This window comes from Burkholderia sp. BCC1047, from assembly GCF_902833155.1.
In the GTDB taxonomy this organism is placed as follows: Bacteria; Pseudomonadota; Gammaproteobacteria; order Burkholderiales; family Burkholderiaceae; genus Burkholderia; species Burkholderia sola.
Window position 1 is genome coordinate 89,361 of record NZ_CADFEH010000019.1, and the last position, 16,342, is coordinate 105,702.

Sequence of the window (16,342 nt, forward strand, 5' to 3'; positions counted from 1 at the left end):
ATGCTGCTTTCCTATCTTCTCAATCTCGGGTACGCGTGTGCGGCCCTCGCGCTCACGACGATAGGCCTGGCCATCGTGTTCGGCCTGCTGGGCGTGCTGAACATGGCGCATGGCGAGTTCATCATGCTCGGCGCGTACTCGGTTGTCGTCGTGCAGCGTCTCGGGTTACCTGCCTTGCTTGCCATACCTTTGGCGATCGTCGTATGCGCCGCCGTTGGATGGATAGTCGAACGCCTGCTGGTGCGTCCTTTGTATCAGCGGCCATTCGATACCTTGCTCGCAACCTGGGGCGTTTCGATCCTGCTGCGCGAAGGCGTGGTCGCATTGTTCGGAAAGGGTTACCAGGACGTGGCCGGTGTGGATGGCGCATCGATCGATGTCCTGGGCACGCCGTATCCGGCATTCCGACTCGCGATGATGTTCGCGGTGGGCCTCGCATTCGCCGGGCTCGCGGCATGGTACAGCCGCAGCCAGACGGGCGCGCGGATCCGAGGCATGGTCGCGAATCCCCTTCTTGCGAAGGCGGCCGGCATCAACACGACGCGACTGGCCAGCGGCACTTTCATCACGGGTGTGGTGCTGGCCGGACTGGCGGGGGTGCTGCTCGCACCGATCGTGCGGGTCGAGCCGTACATGGGCCTCGACTATCTGCTCAATTCGTTTTTCGTGCTCGTCGTCGGTGGCCTGGGCAGCTTGCTCGGTCTCGCGGTAGGCACGTTCGTCATCGGTGGAACGCAGGTCGCGGTGTCGAGTTTCATCGATCAGACGTCGGGTTATACGGCTGTTCTGATCCTGTCCATCTATTTCTTGTGGAGTCGCCCAAATGGCCTCGTCTCGCGCCGTTGAAACGGCCCTCCAGGTTGCCACGGCGGCGATTCTTCTGAGCTTGCCGCTGTGGGCCGGCGACTACAGCGCAAACCAGATCGGGCTGCTGTTGCTGTATGGAATGGCGACGCAAAGCGTTGCCTTGTGCTGGGGGAATTCGGGTTTCTTGCCGCTCGGCCAAAGTCTGTTCTTCGGGCTGGGCGCGTATGTCAGCGGGTTTGTATTGCGCTCCGCGGGCGCGGCCGGCGGCGAATGGCAGATCATTCTGCTTCCGCTTGCCATAGCGGCGCCGGCGGCGCTGGCCTATGCGATCGGATTCATCGTCTTTTCGCGCCGGATCGACAGCGGGCCGTTTTTTTCGTTGATTACTCTCGCGTTGTGCATGTTGGGGTTTCTGCTGGCCAATCAATGGAGCAGCGTGACCGGCGGTTTCAACGGGCTCACCGATATCCCCGATCTGCCGATGACCGACCGGTATGGAAATCTGTATTACATGATCGCAGCGGCTGCGGTCGGGGTCACGGCACTGATCACTTGGCTGAACCGCAGACCGATCGGGACGCTCTGGGCAGCGATCTCGGAGAATGAAGATCGCCTCCAGTTTTTTGGATTTGCGACGCACAAGCTGAAGGCGGCCGCTTTCGGCCTCTCGGGCGCGATCGCGGGTTTGGGCGGCGCCCTGTATGCGCCGCACGAGGGTCTGGTCGGTCCGCAGGCGGTCGGCGTGGCATTGTCGGCGCAGTTCGTCATCTGGGCGGCCGTCGGCGGAAAGCGCAGTCCATTGGGCGCGCAACTCGGCGCCGTCGTGATCGGACTGCTCGCCGCGACGTGGCGTGACCTGTTCACCTATTGGGAAGTGCTGGTCGCGCTGATTTTCATCGGTGTGGTGCGGCTCTTTCCCGATGGCCTGGCCGGCGCGGCGGCCGCGCTTGCGCGCATGGCCGGTCTGCACGTCGCGAACCCCATTCCGGAGAAACGGATCGATGCGCACGACATCGCGACGATCGACCTGCGACCGGCTCAATCCACGCTGCTCAGTTTCAGGAAGGTGGAAGTCAGCCAGGGCGGCGTCAACATTCTCAACGGGCTTGATCTCGAGGTGGGAGCAGGGGGCGTCAATTGTTTCATTGGTCCCAACGGCGCAGGGAAGACGTCGACGTTCAACGCAATGACGGGCCGCTTGCCGGTTCGTTCCGGTGAAATCCACTTTCGCGGGGCCGAGATTTCGTCTTCGCCGGCGTGGCAGGTCGCCCGACTGGGCGTCGGCCGCAAGTTCCAGATTCCGTCGGTTTTTGCGCAGTTGTCCGTCAACGAGAATCTTCAGATCGCGCTGTGGGCGAACCGGATCCGTCCTCGAGAGATGATGGCCGCGGCGCCGCTGCATTGGAATTCGCTTCAACGCGTTCGCACACTCGAAAAATTCGGATTTCTCGAATCGAATATGGCCGTTCGTGCGGGGGATCTTTCTCAAGGGATGCGCCAGATGCTGGAGTTCGCGATGGTGGCGATCACCGAGCCGCGTCTTTTGCTGCTCGACGAACCGTGCGCCGGTCTCTCGGCGCACGAAACCCGTCACATGATGGACGCGATCACATCGACCGTGAGCGAACTGGACGCGTCGGCCATCGTGATCGAGCACGACATGAGCGCACTCGAAAAGATCGCCGACAACGTGGTGGTCCTGCATCAGGGCAGAAGCCTCGCGGTCGGATCCCTAGCGCAGATCAAGATATCGGAAGACGTCAAGGCCGTCTATTCGGGAGGAAGAAAGTGAGCGAACGCCGGCGAGAAGCAATGTTGAAGTTTTCGTCGATCGTCGCGGGCTATGGCGACACGATGGTGCTCAAGGGGATCGGCGGCGAGGTGGCCGCGGGTAGCGTCCTGGGTGTATTCGGCCGCAACGGTGTGGGCAAGTCGACGCTCATGCGCGCGTTGGCGGGCATCATCCAGCCCGCGTCCGGTGCGGTCATCGTCAACGGCAGGGAAGTCGGCAACGTGCCGTCGCATCAACGGCGACGGTTGGGGATGAGCTATGCGCCGCAGGAGCGGGTCGTCTTCGACAATTTGAGCGTTTCGGACAACCTGACACTCGGATTCAAGACCCGGAGCCTGGACGTATACGACGACTTGTTCCGGCTTTTTCCGCGTCTGAAAGAGCGGTTGTTCCAACCGGCCGGGAAGCTGAGCGGTGGCGAAAAGAAGTTGCTTTCCTTCGCCCGGATCATCGCGGAGCGTTCGCCGCTCACGCTGATCGACGAGCCGTCGGAAGGGGTTCAGCAGGAGAATCTGGAGCGGATGGCATCCGTGATCCGGTCTCGGATCTCGGAAGGGGCGGCGTTCGTGGTCGTCGAACAGAATCTGACGTTCCTCACGTCGATCGCCGACCATTTCATCGGTCTGGATCACGGAGAAGTCGTGCTGTCGGGCGATTCGATCGATATGTCTCGCGACCGGCTCGAAGCGGTATTGGCAGTTTAGTTCTCTCGTATCGGACGATTCGTCGCGCCGTGCGTACGTGGCGGTCGACCGCGCCGTTCGATCGTCACGACGGCGCGGTCGTTCCGGCCGCGGCGACGGACGCAGCGAGCTCCGCGCGGTTGGAGAATCCCTTCTTGTCCATGATCCGCCGCAAATGGGTGCGCACGGTCGACAGGCTGATGCAGAGAAGACGGCCGATATCCTGATCGGTACAACCCTTTGCGACCAGCTGGGCGATCTCGCTCTCACGGTCCGTGAGCCCCGTCTCGCTGCCTGCCCGACGTTTGATCGCGCGACAAAGGAACGGCTCGATCGCATCGAGCACGAGTTTGTCGCGCATCTCGAACTCCGGTCGATTCCTGGTTCGCCAGATTCTCAGGTCGCTGAGCTGGCGTTCGCCGTCGAAGACAAACACGTTGATCCCGTGATGCAGACCGTCCTGCGCGAGAAACTCGTTGTAGAACTCGCTTTTCTCTAAGGCAGGCCGGTCCATCACTTCCTCCACCAACGTGGCCCTGCGCCGCTTGCAGAGTTGCGCCGTCATCGGGTCATTGTGCTGGTACCAGCTCGTGTAGCGACGCACGTGATCCGAGTCGACATTGACTGCAATCGGGTCGGCGTACATCCCTTTTTCGGCATCCCAGTTGTAGGAGACGCAGAAATCGGATCGCAGCAGCCGGGTCAAGTCTGACAAAACGACGCGCCTGACATCCACGACCGGTCCGAGCTCTTCGAGCCGTCCGATGATGTCGCCGAAAAGTCGGAGTTCGTCGAGCGTGAGATCGTGAACTTGTGGCTTCAAGGGTGCCTCATCGGTGGGAAGAATCAGGAGACAGCATGCGTGACAGCCTTGAAAGACTGGTTCGCATTACACACCAAGCATAGCAGCGCAAAAAATCCTGATCAGCAACGAACTTCGCTGCCTCTGTCCGTCCGTTGTATTCATGCCGCAGTCAGGTCCACTGCCTATTGCAGATCGAAAGGGATGCTCGCGCGGACCTCTGAGTGTCGTGAGCGCGGGCTCAGGCCAAGGTTTCCCTGTCGATATTTCTAACGATGGGGCTCAAAAAACGCTGCCCATAGAGTAGATGCGCAGTGGGAAGCGGACGTGCTGAGACTGTTCGTTGTAGCGAGGCAAGCGGGAGAATTACCCGGAGACGCCTGCCCATTGGCCAAACGATTCCGATGCATTTCCAGCGGGACGTTTTCCTCAGTCATTTTCGTCAACGAAAGCTACGCATAAAATTAGGAAAGCGATATGAATACGGTCATCAAGCGAAGCATGGTGGTATGCGCCGCGGTCGGATGCGGCGTGGCACATGCACAGTCCTCAGTGACGCTGTACGGGCTGGTGGATGCAGGTGTTACGTACACGAACAATGCGACATCGAGCACCGGACATGGCGCGCTCGTGCAGTTTGCGTCCGGGTCTTCGCAGGGAGATCGCTGGGGGCTGACGGGTAAAGAGGACCTGGGTGGCGGACTCAAGGCGATCTTCACGCTCGAAAGCGGCTTCCAACTTTCCAACGGGGCCTTGGCACAGAGCGGGCTGTTGTTCAATCGCGCAGCCTTCGTCGGCCTTGACGGGCGCTTTGGCAAGCTGACGCTCGGGCGGCAATACGACTTCATCAGCGATATTTTCTGGGCGTATTCGATTGCAGGCAACACGGCAGCGGGCATCCTCGGGTGGGGAATCCCCGCGTATGCGGCTGGCGGGTATACGCTCGATAACCGACTGTGGGGCGATAACGTCAATAACTCGGTGAAGTATCTTTCGCCCACGGTGTCGGGTTTCAGTGTCGGCGCCATGTATGGTTTCGGCAATGTCGCGGGCTCGTTGGGCACCAACAGTTCGATGAATTTTCTGCTGAACTACAGCCAAGGCGGGCTTGCCGCATCGCTGTCGTATTTCAAGCAGCACAACGCGACGACTTCCGCGAATTTGACGGAATACGCCGGCGGTGCAACCTACAGCCTCGGGAAAGCGCAGATATTCGGTGTAGTGACCGATGTCCAGCTGAGCAGCGGGACGCAAGCTCGGGCGCTGACCTATGACGGCGGCATGACTTACTTTGTCAGGCCCGATATTTCGCTCGGCGCCGGGTTCCAGTTTCAACAGCGCAACAATGGGGTCGCCAGCGCGAATCAGGTGACCATCGGCGCGGACTACTTCATTTCCAAGCGAACGGACGTTTATTTCGTTGGCGCGCTTGCGCATGATCATGCACACGGCGCTCAAATCGAAGCAGCGCTCGGATCGCCTTCCAGCACGAGTTTTCAGACCGCGGCGCGGATTGGCATTCGGCACAAGTTCTGAGTGCGCCGGGAGACCGGCAAGGAGTAGGCGGTGTAAGTCCGCCATGATGAAGGTGTAGCGAACCACATCGGCCCCGAGCCGTGCGCAGGCCACCGCGAGGTGATCGGCGAAGCGTCGGTAGGGGAACGTGTGGGCCAGCCATTGAGCCGCGATAGTTGTGTTATTCCGGGTACCGACGCGGTTCAGAACGCGGAAGGCAACACGAAGGGGCGCGCAAGCGCGAGCGCCTCGACGACCCGGCGTGGTCGAAGACCCTGGCACGCACGGACGCTCTTTGTGCGGGAACCGGGAGATCCCTCGTCCGGCCAGTCGCAACACGGGCGGGTCCGTGTCGGGAAGGCGAGGAGCCGTAGCCGATGATGAACGGACGGGAGAAGTCAGACTCCGTCATAGTAGCGAGGAAGCCTGCGAACAACGCCGGGAAGCCGGCTGCGGAGTGGGCGGAGCCAAGGACGGGGACCAAGAGGAACATGGGTCAGCCGCACACGTGCCGGGCGCAGAACCGGGTAAGCGTGTCACAGGGACTGGACCGTGGACCGTGTACGGCAGGCTGCAAGGCAGCGGAAGCAGGAACGGTTCACCGCGCTGCTGCACCACGTCACGATCGATCGCCTTAGGGAGTCGTTCTTTGCGCTAAAGCGCAATGCGGCTCCCGGGGTGGACGGGGTGACGTGGCGGTACTACGAAGCAGGGCTGGAAGAACATCTCCAACGCCTGCATACGCAAGTACACAGCGGAGCGTATCGGGCACTGCCCGTACGGCGGCAGTACATACCGAAGCCGGACGGCAAACAGCGCCCGCTGGGGATTGCTGCGCTGGAGGACAAGATCGTCCAGCGTGCAGTGGTCGAGGTGCTGAACGCGATCTACGAGGGGGACTTCCTCGGATTCTCGTACGGGTTCCGGCTCGGGCGCAGTCAGCACGATGCGCTGGACGCGTTGGCGACCGCGATCACCAGTACCCCGGTGAACTGGATATTGGATGCGGATATCCGAAGCTTCTTCGACTCGGTCAGCCAGGAATGGCTGGTCCGTTTCATTGAGCACCGGATCGGCGACCAACGCATCATCCGTCTTGTGCGCAAGTGGCTCAAGGCGGGCGTGCTGGAAGACGGGGCATTGAGCGTGAGTGAGACAGGTACCCCACAGGGATCAGTGGCTTCGCCATTGTTCGCGAATGTGTACCTGCACTACGTATTTGACCTCTGGGTCAATCGGTGGCGACGGCGTGAAGCCAAAGGCAACGTCATCATCCTGCGCTACGCGGATGATGTCGTGGTCGGCTTCGAGCATGAAGCTGACGCGCGGCGCTTCTGGGATGCGATGCGTTCGAGGCTGGAGGAGTTCGCGCTTGCGCTCCACCCGGACAAGACGAGGCTGCTGGAGTTTGGACGCTATGCGGCGGCCAACCGCCGAAGCCGCGGCCTTGGCCGGCCGGAGACCTTCGCCTTCCTGGGCTTCATCTTTATCTGCGGCAAATCGCGTCGCGGCGCCTTCCAGCTTCAGCGGAAGACCCGCAGTGATCGCATGCGGGCGAGGCTCAGGCAGATCAAGGAGGAACTACGGCGGCGCATGCACGAACCGATTCCCGTGCAGGGGAAATGGCTCGGGCAGGTGGTTCGCGGGTACTTTGCGTACCACGCGGTCCCGACGAACTCGCGAGCACTTGGCGCGTTCCGTTACCACGTCGTGGATCTCTGGCGGCGAGCGCTTCGGCGTCGCAGCCAGAAGGATCACATGACGTGGACGCGGGTCGAGCGGATCGCGGATGCCTGGCTCCCCCAACCTCGAATCCTTCATCCGTGGCCGGACCGGCGTTTCGCCGTCAAACACTCAAGGTAGGAGCCCGGTGCCCGAATTGGGCACGCCGGGATCTGTGCGGGGGGTGTCCAGTAATGGGCATTCCTACCGCGATCCGTTGCGGGTCGAGCGTGATGGCGAACCGTGGGGGCGCCCATTTGTCTTCGACGCGGTATCGGCCGCTACATCGCCGCACCATAAAGATGATGCGCGTCGGTCAGTGCATCCGCGACGAGTTCCAGGCCGTCCCGGCACTGCTTCCGATCCTGCGGCCCGCCAAGGCAGATACGGATCGCCGCCGGCGGGTCGCCGTCCGTCGAAAATGCCGCGCTCGCCACGGCGGCGACGTTTCGACTCCGCAGATGCTGCGCCAGATCCGGTGCGGTCCATAGGCACTCGCGCGGAATCGGCAACCAGAGATGGAAACCGTCGGGGTGGGCATCGAAAGGCCATGCGCCGAGAATCCGGCCCGCGATCGCCTGCCGTGCATGCGCCTCCGATCGAATCGCGGCCAGCATCTCGCTCGCCGTGCCGTCGTTGATCCATTGGGTGGACAGCAGCATCGTGAACGGGCTCGGCATCACGGTCGTGGCGCGCAATGCACCCGCGACACGCTGTGCTTCGCGCACCGTCGGTGCCAACAGGTAGGCGATTCGCAGCCCGGCGCCGAGATTCTTCGACATGCCGGTCACGTAGTAGGTCAGTTCAGGGGCCAGCAATGCCAGTGGTGGCGGTGCGCTCTGCGGCAGCATTGCGTACGCATCGTCCTCGATGATGGGCACGTTGTAGCGTGTGGCGATATCGGCCAACGCTTCGCGGCGTCGGAACGGTATCGTGAGCGTGCTCGGGTTCTGCAGGGTCGGGTTGCAGTACAGCGCAGCGGGCTGTCCGCTTCGGCACAGCGATTCGAAGGCATGCGGCAACGGCCCGTCGTCGTCCCGCGGCAGCGGCTGTAACCGCACGCCCAGTTGCGATGCGATGGCCTTGATGCCGGGGTAAGCGAGAGAATCGAGGCAGATCGAATCACCGCGGCTCGCAAGCCGGGAAACGAGCGCGACGAGGGCGCTGTGGATTCCCGGGCAAACGAGCACGGTATCGCTGCTGCAGCCGGGCAGGCGATTGGCCAGCCATGCGCGGCCGGCGGCGCGATCCGCCGGTGTGCCGCCGAAATCCTGGTAGCGCATCAGTTGGTAAGGATCCGCCGCAGCGAACAATGCCGCTGCCGATTGCTGCAGCCGGCCGACCATCTCGGCCGGTTCAGGGGGCATGTTCATCGACATCTCGATGCTGCTCCCGCCCGACAGCTGGATCGTTCGCGTCGGGCCGCGCACGAAGGTTCCGCTGCCTGCCCGTGTATCGAGCAAGCCGCGTCTGCGGGCTTCAGCATACGCGCGGGCCACCGTCGTGTAGTTCAGGTTCAGCGCACCGGCAAGATCGCGCAGCCCGGGTAGGCGGTCGCGTGGTTTCAGCCGGCCCGCCGCCAGGTCTTCCTCGATTAGGTCGGGGATCAGCAGGTACGCCGGCTTCCTGCTTTCCAGGAGTCGCTTCGACCAATGATGGATTATGTAATCCATACCTGTTTCCATTTGATGATTCATCAAAACGTTAGCATGGCGCATTAATCGTAAATATCTATATCGCCATTCTGAAGCCAGATGATTGCATTGATCGCATCATGTATCGGATTGATGCATGGATGCACGCTCGATGCGCACGCATGCTTGCTTGTTGCTTCACACGGGTGCGCGCCGTCGCCCGGACGGGACACTTCCTGTCCGAACCGCATTCGGTCACGCAAGGATCGGACCGGCTGCATCGGCATTTATCGATTGAATGATCGGAGAGTGATCGCATCAGGTCTGTGCCTGACTGGCATATGCGTTGCGTTAATGAGATCGCCCGGACTCGAAAGTGTTCGGGAATATCACTGAACTCATTATCAAACGGAGCGTGCCATGCCCGCAGTCAATCAGCCGTTGCACAAGAAGGGAGATTTCCTCGTCGATTACGAGGAAAAAGTGTTCGAAGACGTCAAGGCGGAACCGGGCGAGAAAGCGCTCGTGACGTTCCATACGGTTGCGTTCGAGGGCTCGATCGGCTTCGTGAACCTGCTGCAGGCGACGCGCCTGCAACGCAAAGGATTCGACACGTCGGTGCTGCTCTACGGCCCCGGCGTGACGCTCGGCCTGCAGCGCGGGTTTCCGACGCTCGGCGACGAAGCGTTCCCCGGCCACCTGAACTTCAACAAGCAACTCGTCAAGTTCATGGAAGAGGGCGGGAAGGTCTACGCGTGCCGTTTCGCGCTGCAGGCGCTGTACGGGCACGGCGAAGCGTCGCTGATCGAGGGCATTCGGCCGATCAATCCGCTCGACGTGCTGGATATCCAGCTGCTTCACCGCAAGGAGAACGCACTGATCATCCACACCTGGACCGTTTGATCGAGCGACGGGTGCCATCATGTCCGACAAACGCATCGTCCGTGCGGCAGCCGTCCAGATCGCGCCCGATCTGGAACGCGCCGGCGGGACGCTCGACAAGGTCTGCGCGGCGATCGACGAGGCAGCCGGCAACGGCGTCCAGCTGATCGTCTTCCCTGAAACGTTCGTACCGTACTACCCGTACTTTTCGTTCGTGCGGGCGCCGGTCGCATCCGGCGCCGATCACATGCGGCTCTACGAGCAGGCCGTGACGGTGCCCGGCCCCGTGACGCATGCAGTCGCCGAGCGCGCACGGCTGCACGGGATGGTGGTCGTGCTCGGCGTGAACGAGCGCGACCACGGCAGCCTGTACAACACGCAGCTGATCTTCGACGTCGACGGACGCCTCGCGGTGAAGCGCCGCAAGATCACGCCGACGTTTCACGAGCGGATGATCTGGGGGCAGGGCGACGCGGCCGGGCTCAAGGTTGCGCAGACCGGTGTCGGACGCGTCGGTGCGCTCGCCTGCTGGGAGCACTACAACCCGCTCGCCCGGTATGCGCTGATGACGCAGCACGAGGAAATTCATTGCAGCCAGTTCCCCGGCTCGCTGGTGGGCCCGATCTTCGCGGAGCAGATCGAAGTCACGATCCGTCACCACGCGCTGGAAGCGGGCTGCTTCGTCGTCAATGCGACCGGCTGGCTGACGGATGCGCAGATCGAATCGATCACCGGCGATCCGAATCTGCAGAAGGCCCTGCGCGGCGGCTGCAATACCGCGATCGTGTCCCCGGAGGGCCAGCATCTGGCCGAGCCGTTGCGCTCGGGCGAAGGGATGGTGATCGCCGACCTGGACATGTCGCTGATCACCAAACGCAAGCGAATGATGGATTCGGTCGGCCACTATGCGCGCCCGGAACTGCTGAGCCTTGCCATCAACGATCGGCCGGCGACGACGGTGACCCCGATGGGGACCGGCGGGTCGGCCGCACGCGAATTCGAGGGAAACTGTCATGAGCGCGAACGCGAAACCGTCGGTGCAGAGCCGGCAATTGATGACTGAACTGCAGTCGGTCGGGCTGCGTCTGGCGGACCCCCGGGTTGGGGCAGCGAGCCGGCGCGGCGGCGCCGGGCCGTCCGATCACAAGGCCGTGACGGTCGACGGCGTGACCATCATGGTGCCGGTGCACACGAGCACCGCGTGGGAATCGCCGTTCGTCGCGGCGGAGCCCGACGCGGCGGGCGTCAGCCTGCTGTCGCGCGGCGCCATCCCGATCGCGAGCATCAGCTTCCCGTCGAACCCGCGCTTCTATGCATTGCAGACGCTGGAGGGCGTGCCGTATTCGCACATCGCGACGCTGCATGGCGCCGACGTGCTGGCGACCACGGTGTTGCAGACCTGCATTCGCTACGAGAGCCGGCGCAAGACCTGCCAATTCTGCTCGATCGGCCAGTCGCTGGCCGCCGGCCGGACGATCGCGCGCAAGACGCCTGAACAACTCGCGGAAGTGGCGCGCGCGGCGGTGCTGCTCGACGGCGTCAAGCACATGGTCCTGACGACCGGCACGCCACCGACGCCGGATCGCGGCGCCCGCGTGCTGTGCGAAAGCGCGTTCGCGATCAAGGCGGCCGTCGATCTGCCGATCCAGGCGCAATGCGAGCCGCCCGACGACGACGGCTGGTTCGACCGGATGAAGGCAAGCGGGATCGATACGCTGGGCATGCATCTGGAAGCCGTGACGCCGGCCGTGCGCGAACGGATCATGCCGGGCAAGGCGAGCGTGCCGTTGTCACGGTATATGTCGGCATTCCGCGCGGCCGTGGCCGTGTTCGGCCGCGGGCAGGTCAGCACCTACATCCTCGCCGGGCTGGGGGACAGCGAGGCGGCGATTCTGGACATGTCGCGCGAGCTGATCGACCTGGGCGTGTATCCGTTCGTCGTGCCGTTCGTGCCGATCAGCGGCACGCCGCTGGAGAGCCATCCCGCGCCGTCACCGGACTTCATGCGCGCGGTGCTCGCGCCGCTCGGCGCGATGTTGCGCGACGCCGGCATGCGTTCCGCCGACATCAAGGCCGGCTGCGGAAAGTGCGGCGCCTGCTCGTCGCTGTCCACCTACGAGGCCTGACCATGTACTGCGTGGAGATGGGGCTGGCCGACAGCCGCGACACGTACCGGCCGGCCGAATACCGGATCAAATGGGCCGCGCTTCCGTGGGAAATCGACGAAGCGTACAAGCTGCGCCGGGCCGTATTCTGCATCGAGCAGGGGATCTTCGTCGGCGACGATCGCGACGATATCGATCGTCACGCGCAATTGCTGGTCGCGGTCAGTTGCTGCGCCGGCCTGCCGGAGCAGGTGGTCGGCACGGTGCGGATTCATGAAACCGTGCCCGGCACCTGGATGGGGTCGCGGCTCGCGGTGCATCCGGCGTTTCGCCGGCAGGGCAGGATCGGCTCGATGCTGATCGCGCTGGCCGTCAGCAGCGCGCATGCCGAAGGTTGCGGCACTTTCGTCGCGCACGTGCAAGCGCAGAACGTGCCGCTGTTTCGTCGGCTTCACTGGGATGCGCTTGGCGAGGAAACGTTGTTTGGCCGCCCCCATCAACTGATGCAGGCCCAGCTTGCGCACTATCCGCCGTGCGGTACGCCGTTCGAGGGTTTCGTCCTGCGTGCGGAGGGCCGGCCATGAGTGTCGCAGATCGCATCGCGGCGCTGCGTGCCAGCCGCGGCTTCCAGCACAAGCACGACATTTCCGGCGTGGTCGCGTCGCTCGCGGCGGCATTGCCGAACGGCGCACCGGATCTCGCGCAGGCGGTGGCGCTCGGTGACGACTGCGCGGCGATTCCCGACGGGGACGGCTACCTGCTGTTCGCGATCGAGGGCATGGTCGGCGATTTCGTCGAGTCGATGCCGTGGTTCGCCGGGTACAGCGGCGTGATGGCGAATGTCAGCGACATCTACGCGATGGGTGGGCGGCCGATTGCCGTCGTCGACGCATTGTGGAGCGACGGAATCGACGCCGCGCGGCCGGTGCTCGCCGGGATGGCCGCGGCGGCGGCGGCGTACGGCGTGCCGATCGTCGGCGGCCATAGCAACACACGCAGCGCGCAGGGGCAACTGGCCGTGTCGATTCTGGGCCGGGCGCGCGCGCTGCTGTCGAGCTTCAACGCGCGGCCGGGCGATCGCCTGATGATGGCGGTCGACCTGCGCGGCGCATTCGAGGAGCCGTATCCGTTCTGGAATGCGTCGGTCGGCGCGCCGCCGGACCGGCTGCGCGGCGATCTCGAGATTCTGCCGATGTTGGCGGAAGACCGGCTGTGCGACGCCGCGAAGGATATCTCGATGGCGGGCGTGCTCGGCACGGCGCTGATGCTCGTCGAATGCTCGCGCGTCGGTGCACGGATCGCGCTCGACGCGATCCCGCGGCCTCCCGGCGTCGACTTCGATCGCTGGCTGACGGCCTTTCCAAGCTACGGATTCCTGATGGCGGTGCGGCCGGCGCATGCCGACGCGATCGCGGAACGCTTCGCGGCGCGCGGGCTCGCGTGCGCGGTGATCGGCGATATCGACGCCACGCGCGAGGTCGTCGTCGAAGAGGCGGGCGAAACGGCGGTGCTGTGGGATTTCCGGATCGAGCCGTTCATCACCGGTGTCGAAGGAGGTACGCGATGAGCGGCGATACGTTGCGCATCGCGCTGCTGACCCACTCGGTCAATCCGCGCGGCGGTGTCGTGCACGCACTCGAACTCGCGAGGGCGCTGCACGAAGCGGGAAGCGACGTCACCGTGTTCGCGCCGGCCGCGCCGGGCGACGCGATGTTCCGCGATGTCCCGTGCCGCGTCGTGCTGGCGCGCGTCGATGGCCGTCCGCGTGGCGTCGCCGAAATGGTGCGCGCGCGAATCGCCGCGATCAAGCACGCCCTGCTGGAGCACGACGCAAGCGGGTTCGACGTGCTGCATGCACAGGACAGCATCACGGGTAATGCGCTGGCCGAGCTGAGGCAGTCGGGCGAAATAGAGGGATTCGTAAGGACCGTGCACCACCTCGACGTATTCGACGACCCGCAGCTCGAACGCTGGCAGGAACGCGCGTGGCGCGAGGCGGACCAGGTGCTGTGCGTGAGCGCCGCGTGGGCGGCCACGATGCGCAAGACGTTCGGAGTCGACGCGAGCGTGGTGCCCAATGGGGTGGACGTCGCACGGTTCGCTCGCGCGAGCCAGGCGGACATGCACGCGGTGCGGCGGCGGTTCGGCCTGCACGGCGCGCCGGTCGTCCTGGCGATCGGCGGGATCGAGCAGCGGAAAAACTCGATCGCGTTGCTCGAGGCGTTCGCCCGGTTGCGCGGCACGATACCCGATGCACGGCTCGTGATCGCGGGCGGCGCGAGCCTGCTCGATCACGACGCCTACACGCGCCGCTGCGTCGCGCGCGCCGCCGCGCTCGGGCTGGGGATCGGCGTCGACGAACCCGTCGTGCCGACGGGGCCACTCGACGACGCGGCGCTGGTCGCGCTGATGCACTGTGCCGACGTGGTGTCGATGGTGTCGATCCGCGAGGGATTCGGTCTGGTCGTGCTCGAGGCGCTCGCGTGCGGCAAGCCCGTCGTCGTATCCGAAATCGAACCGTTTACCGAGTATCTGGACGAGCACGCGTGCGTGTGGGCCGATCCCGCCGACGTGGATTCGATCGCCGATGCGCTGCGCGACGCGCTCTCGGGGCGGCGTGGTCCCGATTTCACGCATGCCGTTCCCGCACTGTTGAACCGCTTCACATGGGACGCGAGTGCGCGCAGGCATCTGGACATTTACCAGGACAGGCTGGCGCAGCGTGCGCAAGCATCGTCCGCCGAGTAAGGAGGCATCATGCCGGTCATGCATTTTCGGGTTCGTTGGCCCGACCAGTCGGAAACCAATTGCTATTCGCCTTCGACCGTGGTGTCGGAGTTTTTCACGCCCGACACGCAGTACGCGCTCGACGACTTCGTCGAGCGAGCCCGGTGCGCACTGGGTATCGCGTCCGATCGCGTGCGCGAGAAATACGGGTTCGCGTGCTCGGCCGCGATGGACGAGCTGGCGCGGATCGAAGCGCACGCGGAACGATTTGCGCCGCAGGGCGACGCGACCGTGACCGTCATCGAACTCGTTTGAGGCGTCCGGCACGCAGGAATCCACCGTCTTCTTCAACACACATTCAGGACTGCATCATGTCAAGCGAACCCGTCGTTTCATCCAGCCTCCCGGATTCCGATTCCCATCTTGGCGTAGCCGTCGTCGGCGGCGGGCAGGCGGGATTGTCGATCAGCTACTACCTGAAGCAGGCAGGTATCGATCATCTCGTTTTCGAAAAGGAGACCGTGACGCACACGTGGCGCAGGCAGCGCTGGGACGCGTTCTGTCTCGTGACGCCGAACTGGCAGTGTGCGCTGCCGGGCTATCCATATCGCGGTGCCGACCCGCACGGCTTCATGACGAAGGACGAGATCGTCGAGTATCTCGACGGCTTCATCCGCAGCGTCGATGCGCCGGTACTGGAACATACCGCGGTCGAGCATGTGACGCGCGACGCGGACGGACGCTATCGCATCGCGACGTCGCGCGGCACGTACACGGCGGATCGGGTCGTCGTTGCGTCGGGCGGCTACCATCGGCCGATCGTGCCGCGCATGGCCGAGCGGCTTCCTGCATCGATCGTGCAGATGCAGTCGTCGGAATACCGGAATCCGGCCGCGTTGCCGGACGGGCCGGTGCTCGTGGTCGGATCGGGACAATCGGGTGCGCAGATCGCGGAAGACCTCCACCTCGCCGGGCGTAAGGTGTTCCTCGCGGTGGGCGATGCGCCGCGCTGTGCCCGTTTCTATCGGGGCAGGGACGTCGTCGACTGGCTGGCCGACATGCAGTACTACGACATGCCGGTCGATGCGCATCCGCTGCGCGAAGGCGTGCGCGACAACACCAACCACTATGTGACCGGCCGAGACGGCGGGCGCGACATCGATCTGCGCCGCTTTGCCGCCGAAGGGATGGAACTGTACGGCCGGCTGGAGGATGTCGCGGGCGGGCAGTTGCGGTTCTCCGCGGATCTGTCGGCGCGGCTCGACAGCGCCGACGAGACCTACAACCGGATCAATGCCGGCATCGATGCCCATATCGAGAAGAACGGGATCGCCGCGCCGCCTGCGACACGCTACGAACCCGTGTGGCGTCCGGCCGGCGAGCGCACGGCGCTCGATCTCGCGGCCAGCGGCATCGCATCGATCATCTGGTGCATCGGCTTCACGCCGGATTTCAGCTGGCTGGATGCGCCCGTCTTCAACGGCCGCGGCTATCCCGCGCACCGGCGCGGCGTGACGCCGGTGCCGGGCCTCTACTTCGTCGGGCTGCCCTGGCTATACACGTGGGGATCGGGGCGATTCTCCGGCGTGGCGCGCGATGCGGCCCATATCGTCGACCAGATCCAGGCCGAGATGACGGCCGCGCGGTGCTCGGCCGACAGCCTGGCCGCCTGA

At 64.0% G+C, this 16,342-nt stretch carries 14 protein-coding genes and 1 pseudogene; 13 read left to right on the plus strand and 2 right to left on the minus strand.

Features of this window, described 5'->3' with window-relative positions:
* From HWX55_RS20150 to HWX55_RS20160, 3 genes are read left to right on the plus strand one after another with little or no spacing between them, the layout of a single operon-like run.
* A complete protein-coding gene (locus tag HWX55_RS20150; protein WP_089437823.1) occupies positions 1-846 on the plus strand; it encodes a branched-chain amino acid ABC transporter permease in 846 nt (281 codons plus the stop codon).
* Positions 824-2,599: an ATP-binding cassette domain-containing protein gene (locus HWX55_RS20155; RefSeq protein WP_175977017.1), complete on the plus strand. Its 1,776-nt coding sequence runs from the start codon at positions 824-826 to the stop codon at positions 2,597-2,599. The genes HWX55_RS20150 and HWX55_RS20155 overlap by 23 nt, the downstream gene beginning before the upstream one ends.
* Before the next feature lie 20 nt (positions 2,600-2,619).
* The gene (locus HWX55_RS20160) at positions 2,620-3,303 is read left to right on the plus strand and encodes an ATP-binding cassette domain-containing protein (protein ID WP_175977018.1); all 684 of its coding nucleotides are present in this window, start codon (positions 2,620-2,622) and stop codon (positions 3,301-3,303) included.
* A 64-nt stretch (positions 3,304-3,367) separates the two neighbouring features.
* On the opposite strand, the gene HWX55_RS20165 is transcribed toward HWX55_RS20160, so the two are convergent.
* Positions 3,368-4,105: a helix-turn-helix transcriptional regulator gene (locus HWX55_RS20165; protein WP_175977019.1), complete on the minus strand. Its 738-nt coding sequence runs from the start codon at positions 4,103-4,105 to the stop codon at positions 3,368-3,370.
* A 456-nt stretch (positions 4,106-4,561) separates the two neighbouring features.
* Between HWX55_RS20165 and HWX55_RS20170 the strand changes: the two genes are divergently transcribed.
* Both HWX55_RS20170 and ltrA read left to right on the plus strand, forming a co-directional pair.
* Positions 4,562-5,620 carry a porin gene (locus HWX55_RS20170; RefSeq protein WP_244140610.1) on the plus strand — a complete coding sequence of 353 codons (1,059 nt, stop codon included), beginning with the start codon at positions 4,562-4,564 and terminating at the stop codon, positions 5,618-5,620.
* A 356-nt stretch (positions 5,621-5,976) separates the two neighbouring features.
* Positions 5,977-7,462 (plus strand): annotated as a pseudogene (ltrA, locus tag HWX55_RS20175) (group II intron reverse transcriptase/maturase).
* Between the two features lie 140 nt (positions 7,463-7,602).
* Here ltrA and HWX55_RS20180 read toward each other — a convergent pair.
* Positions 7,603-8,994 carry a PLP-dependent aminotransferase family protein gene (locus HWX55_RS20180; RefSeq protein ID WP_175977020.1) on the minus strand — a complete coding sequence of 464 codons (1,392 nt, stop codon included), beginning with the start codon at positions 8,992-8,994 and terminating at the stop codon, positions 7,603-7,605.
* 381 nt (positions 8,995-9,375) lie between these two features.
* On the opposite strand from HWX55_RS20180, the gene HWX55_RS20185 reads away from it, so the two are divergent.
* The 8 genes from HWX55_RS20185 to HWX55_RS20220 are packed head-to-tail and all read left to right on the plus strand — an operon-like array spanning position 9,376 to position 16,342.
* On the plus strand, positions 9,376-9,858 hold the full coding sequence (locus HWX55_RS20185) for an MSMEG_0572/Sll0783 family nitrogen starvation response protein (RefSeq protein ID WP_046424759.1): 483 nt from the start codon (positions 9,376-9,378) through the stop codon (positions 9,856-9,858).
* Between the two features lie 19 nt (positions 9,859-9,877).
* A complete protein-coding gene (locus HWX55_RS20190; protein ID WP_175838252.1) occupies positions 9,878-10,900 on the plus strand; it encodes a Nit6803 family nitrilase in 1,023 nt (340 codons plus the stop codon).
* Positions 10,893-11,963 carry an MSMEG_0568 family radical SAM protein gene (locus HWX55_RS20195; RefSeq protein ID WP_175977071.1) on the plus strand — a complete coding sequence of 357 codons (1,071 nt, stop codon included), beginning with the start codon at positions 10,893-10,895 and terminating at the stop codon, positions 11,961-11,963. Before HWX55_RS20190 ends, HWX55_RS20195 begins: the two co-directional genes overlap by 8 nt.
* A 2-nt stretch (positions 11,964-11,965) precedes the next feature.
* Positions 11,966-12,526 (plus strand): MSMEG_0567/Sll0786 family nitrogen starvation N-acetyltransferase, encoded by a 561-nt coding sequence (locus HWX55_RS20200; protein WP_059708430.1) that lies wholly within the window; start codon positions 11,966-11,968, stop codon positions 12,524-12,526.
* Positions 12,523-13,509 (plus strand): sll0787 family AIR synthase-like protein, encoded by a 987-nt coding sequence (locus HWX55_RS20205; RefSeq protein WP_175977021.1) that lies wholly within the window; start codon positions 12,523-12,525, stop codon positions 13,507-13,509. Before HWX55_RS20200 ends, HWX55_RS20205 begins: the two co-directional genes overlap by 4 nt.
* Positions 13,506-14,690 (plus strand): MSMEG_0565 family glycosyltransferase, encoded by a 1,185-nt coding sequence (locus tag HWX55_RS20210; protein ID WP_175977022.1) that lies wholly within the window; start codon positions 13,506-13,508, stop codon positions 14,688-14,690. The genes HWX55_RS20205 and HWX55_RS20210 overlap by 4 nt, the downstream gene beginning before the upstream one ends.
* Positions 14,691-14,699: 9 nt before the next feature.
* Positions 14,700-14,984 (plus strand): MSMEG_0570 family nitrogen starvation response protein, encoded by a 285-nt coding sequence (locus HWX55_RS20215; protein WP_175977023.1) that lies wholly within the window; start codon positions 14,700-14,702, stop codon positions 14,982-14,984.
* Between the two features lie 56 nt (positions 14,985-15,040).
* Positions 15,041-16,342, plus strand: a complete 1,302-nt coding sequence (locus HWX55_RS20220; RefSeq protein WP_175977024.1) for an MSMEG_0569 family flavin-dependent oxidoreductase — start codon at positions 15,041-15,043, stop codon at positions 16,340-16,342.

Coding starts and splice junctions, on each gene's coding strand:
- HWX55_RS20150 (WP_089437823.1), top strand. CDS start 1: ATGCTGCTTTCCTATCTTCTCAATCTCGGGTACGCGTGTGCGGCCCTC.
- HWX55_RS20155 (WP_175977017.1), top strand. CDS start 824: ATGGCCTCGTCTCGCGCCGTTGAAACGGCCCTCCAGGTTGCCACGGCG.
- HWX55_RS20160 (WP_175977018.1), top strand. CDS start 2,620: ATGTTGAAGTTTTCGTCGATCGTCGCGGGCTATGGCGACACGATGGTG.
- HWX55_RS20170 (WP_244140610.1), top strand. CDS start 4,562: ATGAATACGGTCATCAAGCGAAGCATGGTGGTATGCGCCGCGGTCGGA.
- HWX55_RS20180 (WP_175977020.1), bottom strand. CDS start 8,994: ATGGATTACATAATCCATCATTGGTCGAAGCGACTCCTGGAAAGCAGG.
- HWX55_RS20185 (WP_046424759.1), top strand. CDS start 9,376: ATGCCCGCAGTCAATCAGCCGTTGCACAAGAAGGGAGATTTCCTCGTC.
- HWX55_RS20190 (WP_175838252.1), top strand. CDS start 9,878: ATGTCCGACAAACGCATCGTCCGTGCGGCAGCCGTCCAGATCGCGCCC.
- HWX55_RS20195 (WP_175977071.1), top strand. CDS start 10,893: ATGACTGAACTGCAGTCGGTCGGGCTGCGTCTGGCGGACCCCCGGGTT.
- HWX55_RS20200 (WP_059708430.1), top strand. CDS start 11,966: ATGTACTGCGTGGAGATGGGGCTGGCCGACAGCCGCGACACGTACCGG.
- HWX55_RS20205 (WP_175977021.1), top strand. CDS start 12,523: ATGAGTGTCGCAGATCGCATCGCGGCGCTGCGTGCCAGCCGCGGCTTC.
- HWX55_RS20210 (WP_175977022.1), top strand. CDS start 13,506: ATGAGCGGCGATACGTTGCGCATCGCGCTGCTGACCCACTCGGTCAAT.
- HWX55_RS20215 (WP_175977023.1), top strand. CDS start 14,700: ATGCCGGTCATGCATTTTCGGGTTCGTTGGCCCGACCAGTCGGAAACC.
- HWX55_RS20220 (WP_175977024.1), top strand. CDS start 15,041: ATGTCAAGCGAACCCGTCGTTTCATCCAGCCTCCCGGATTCCGATTCC.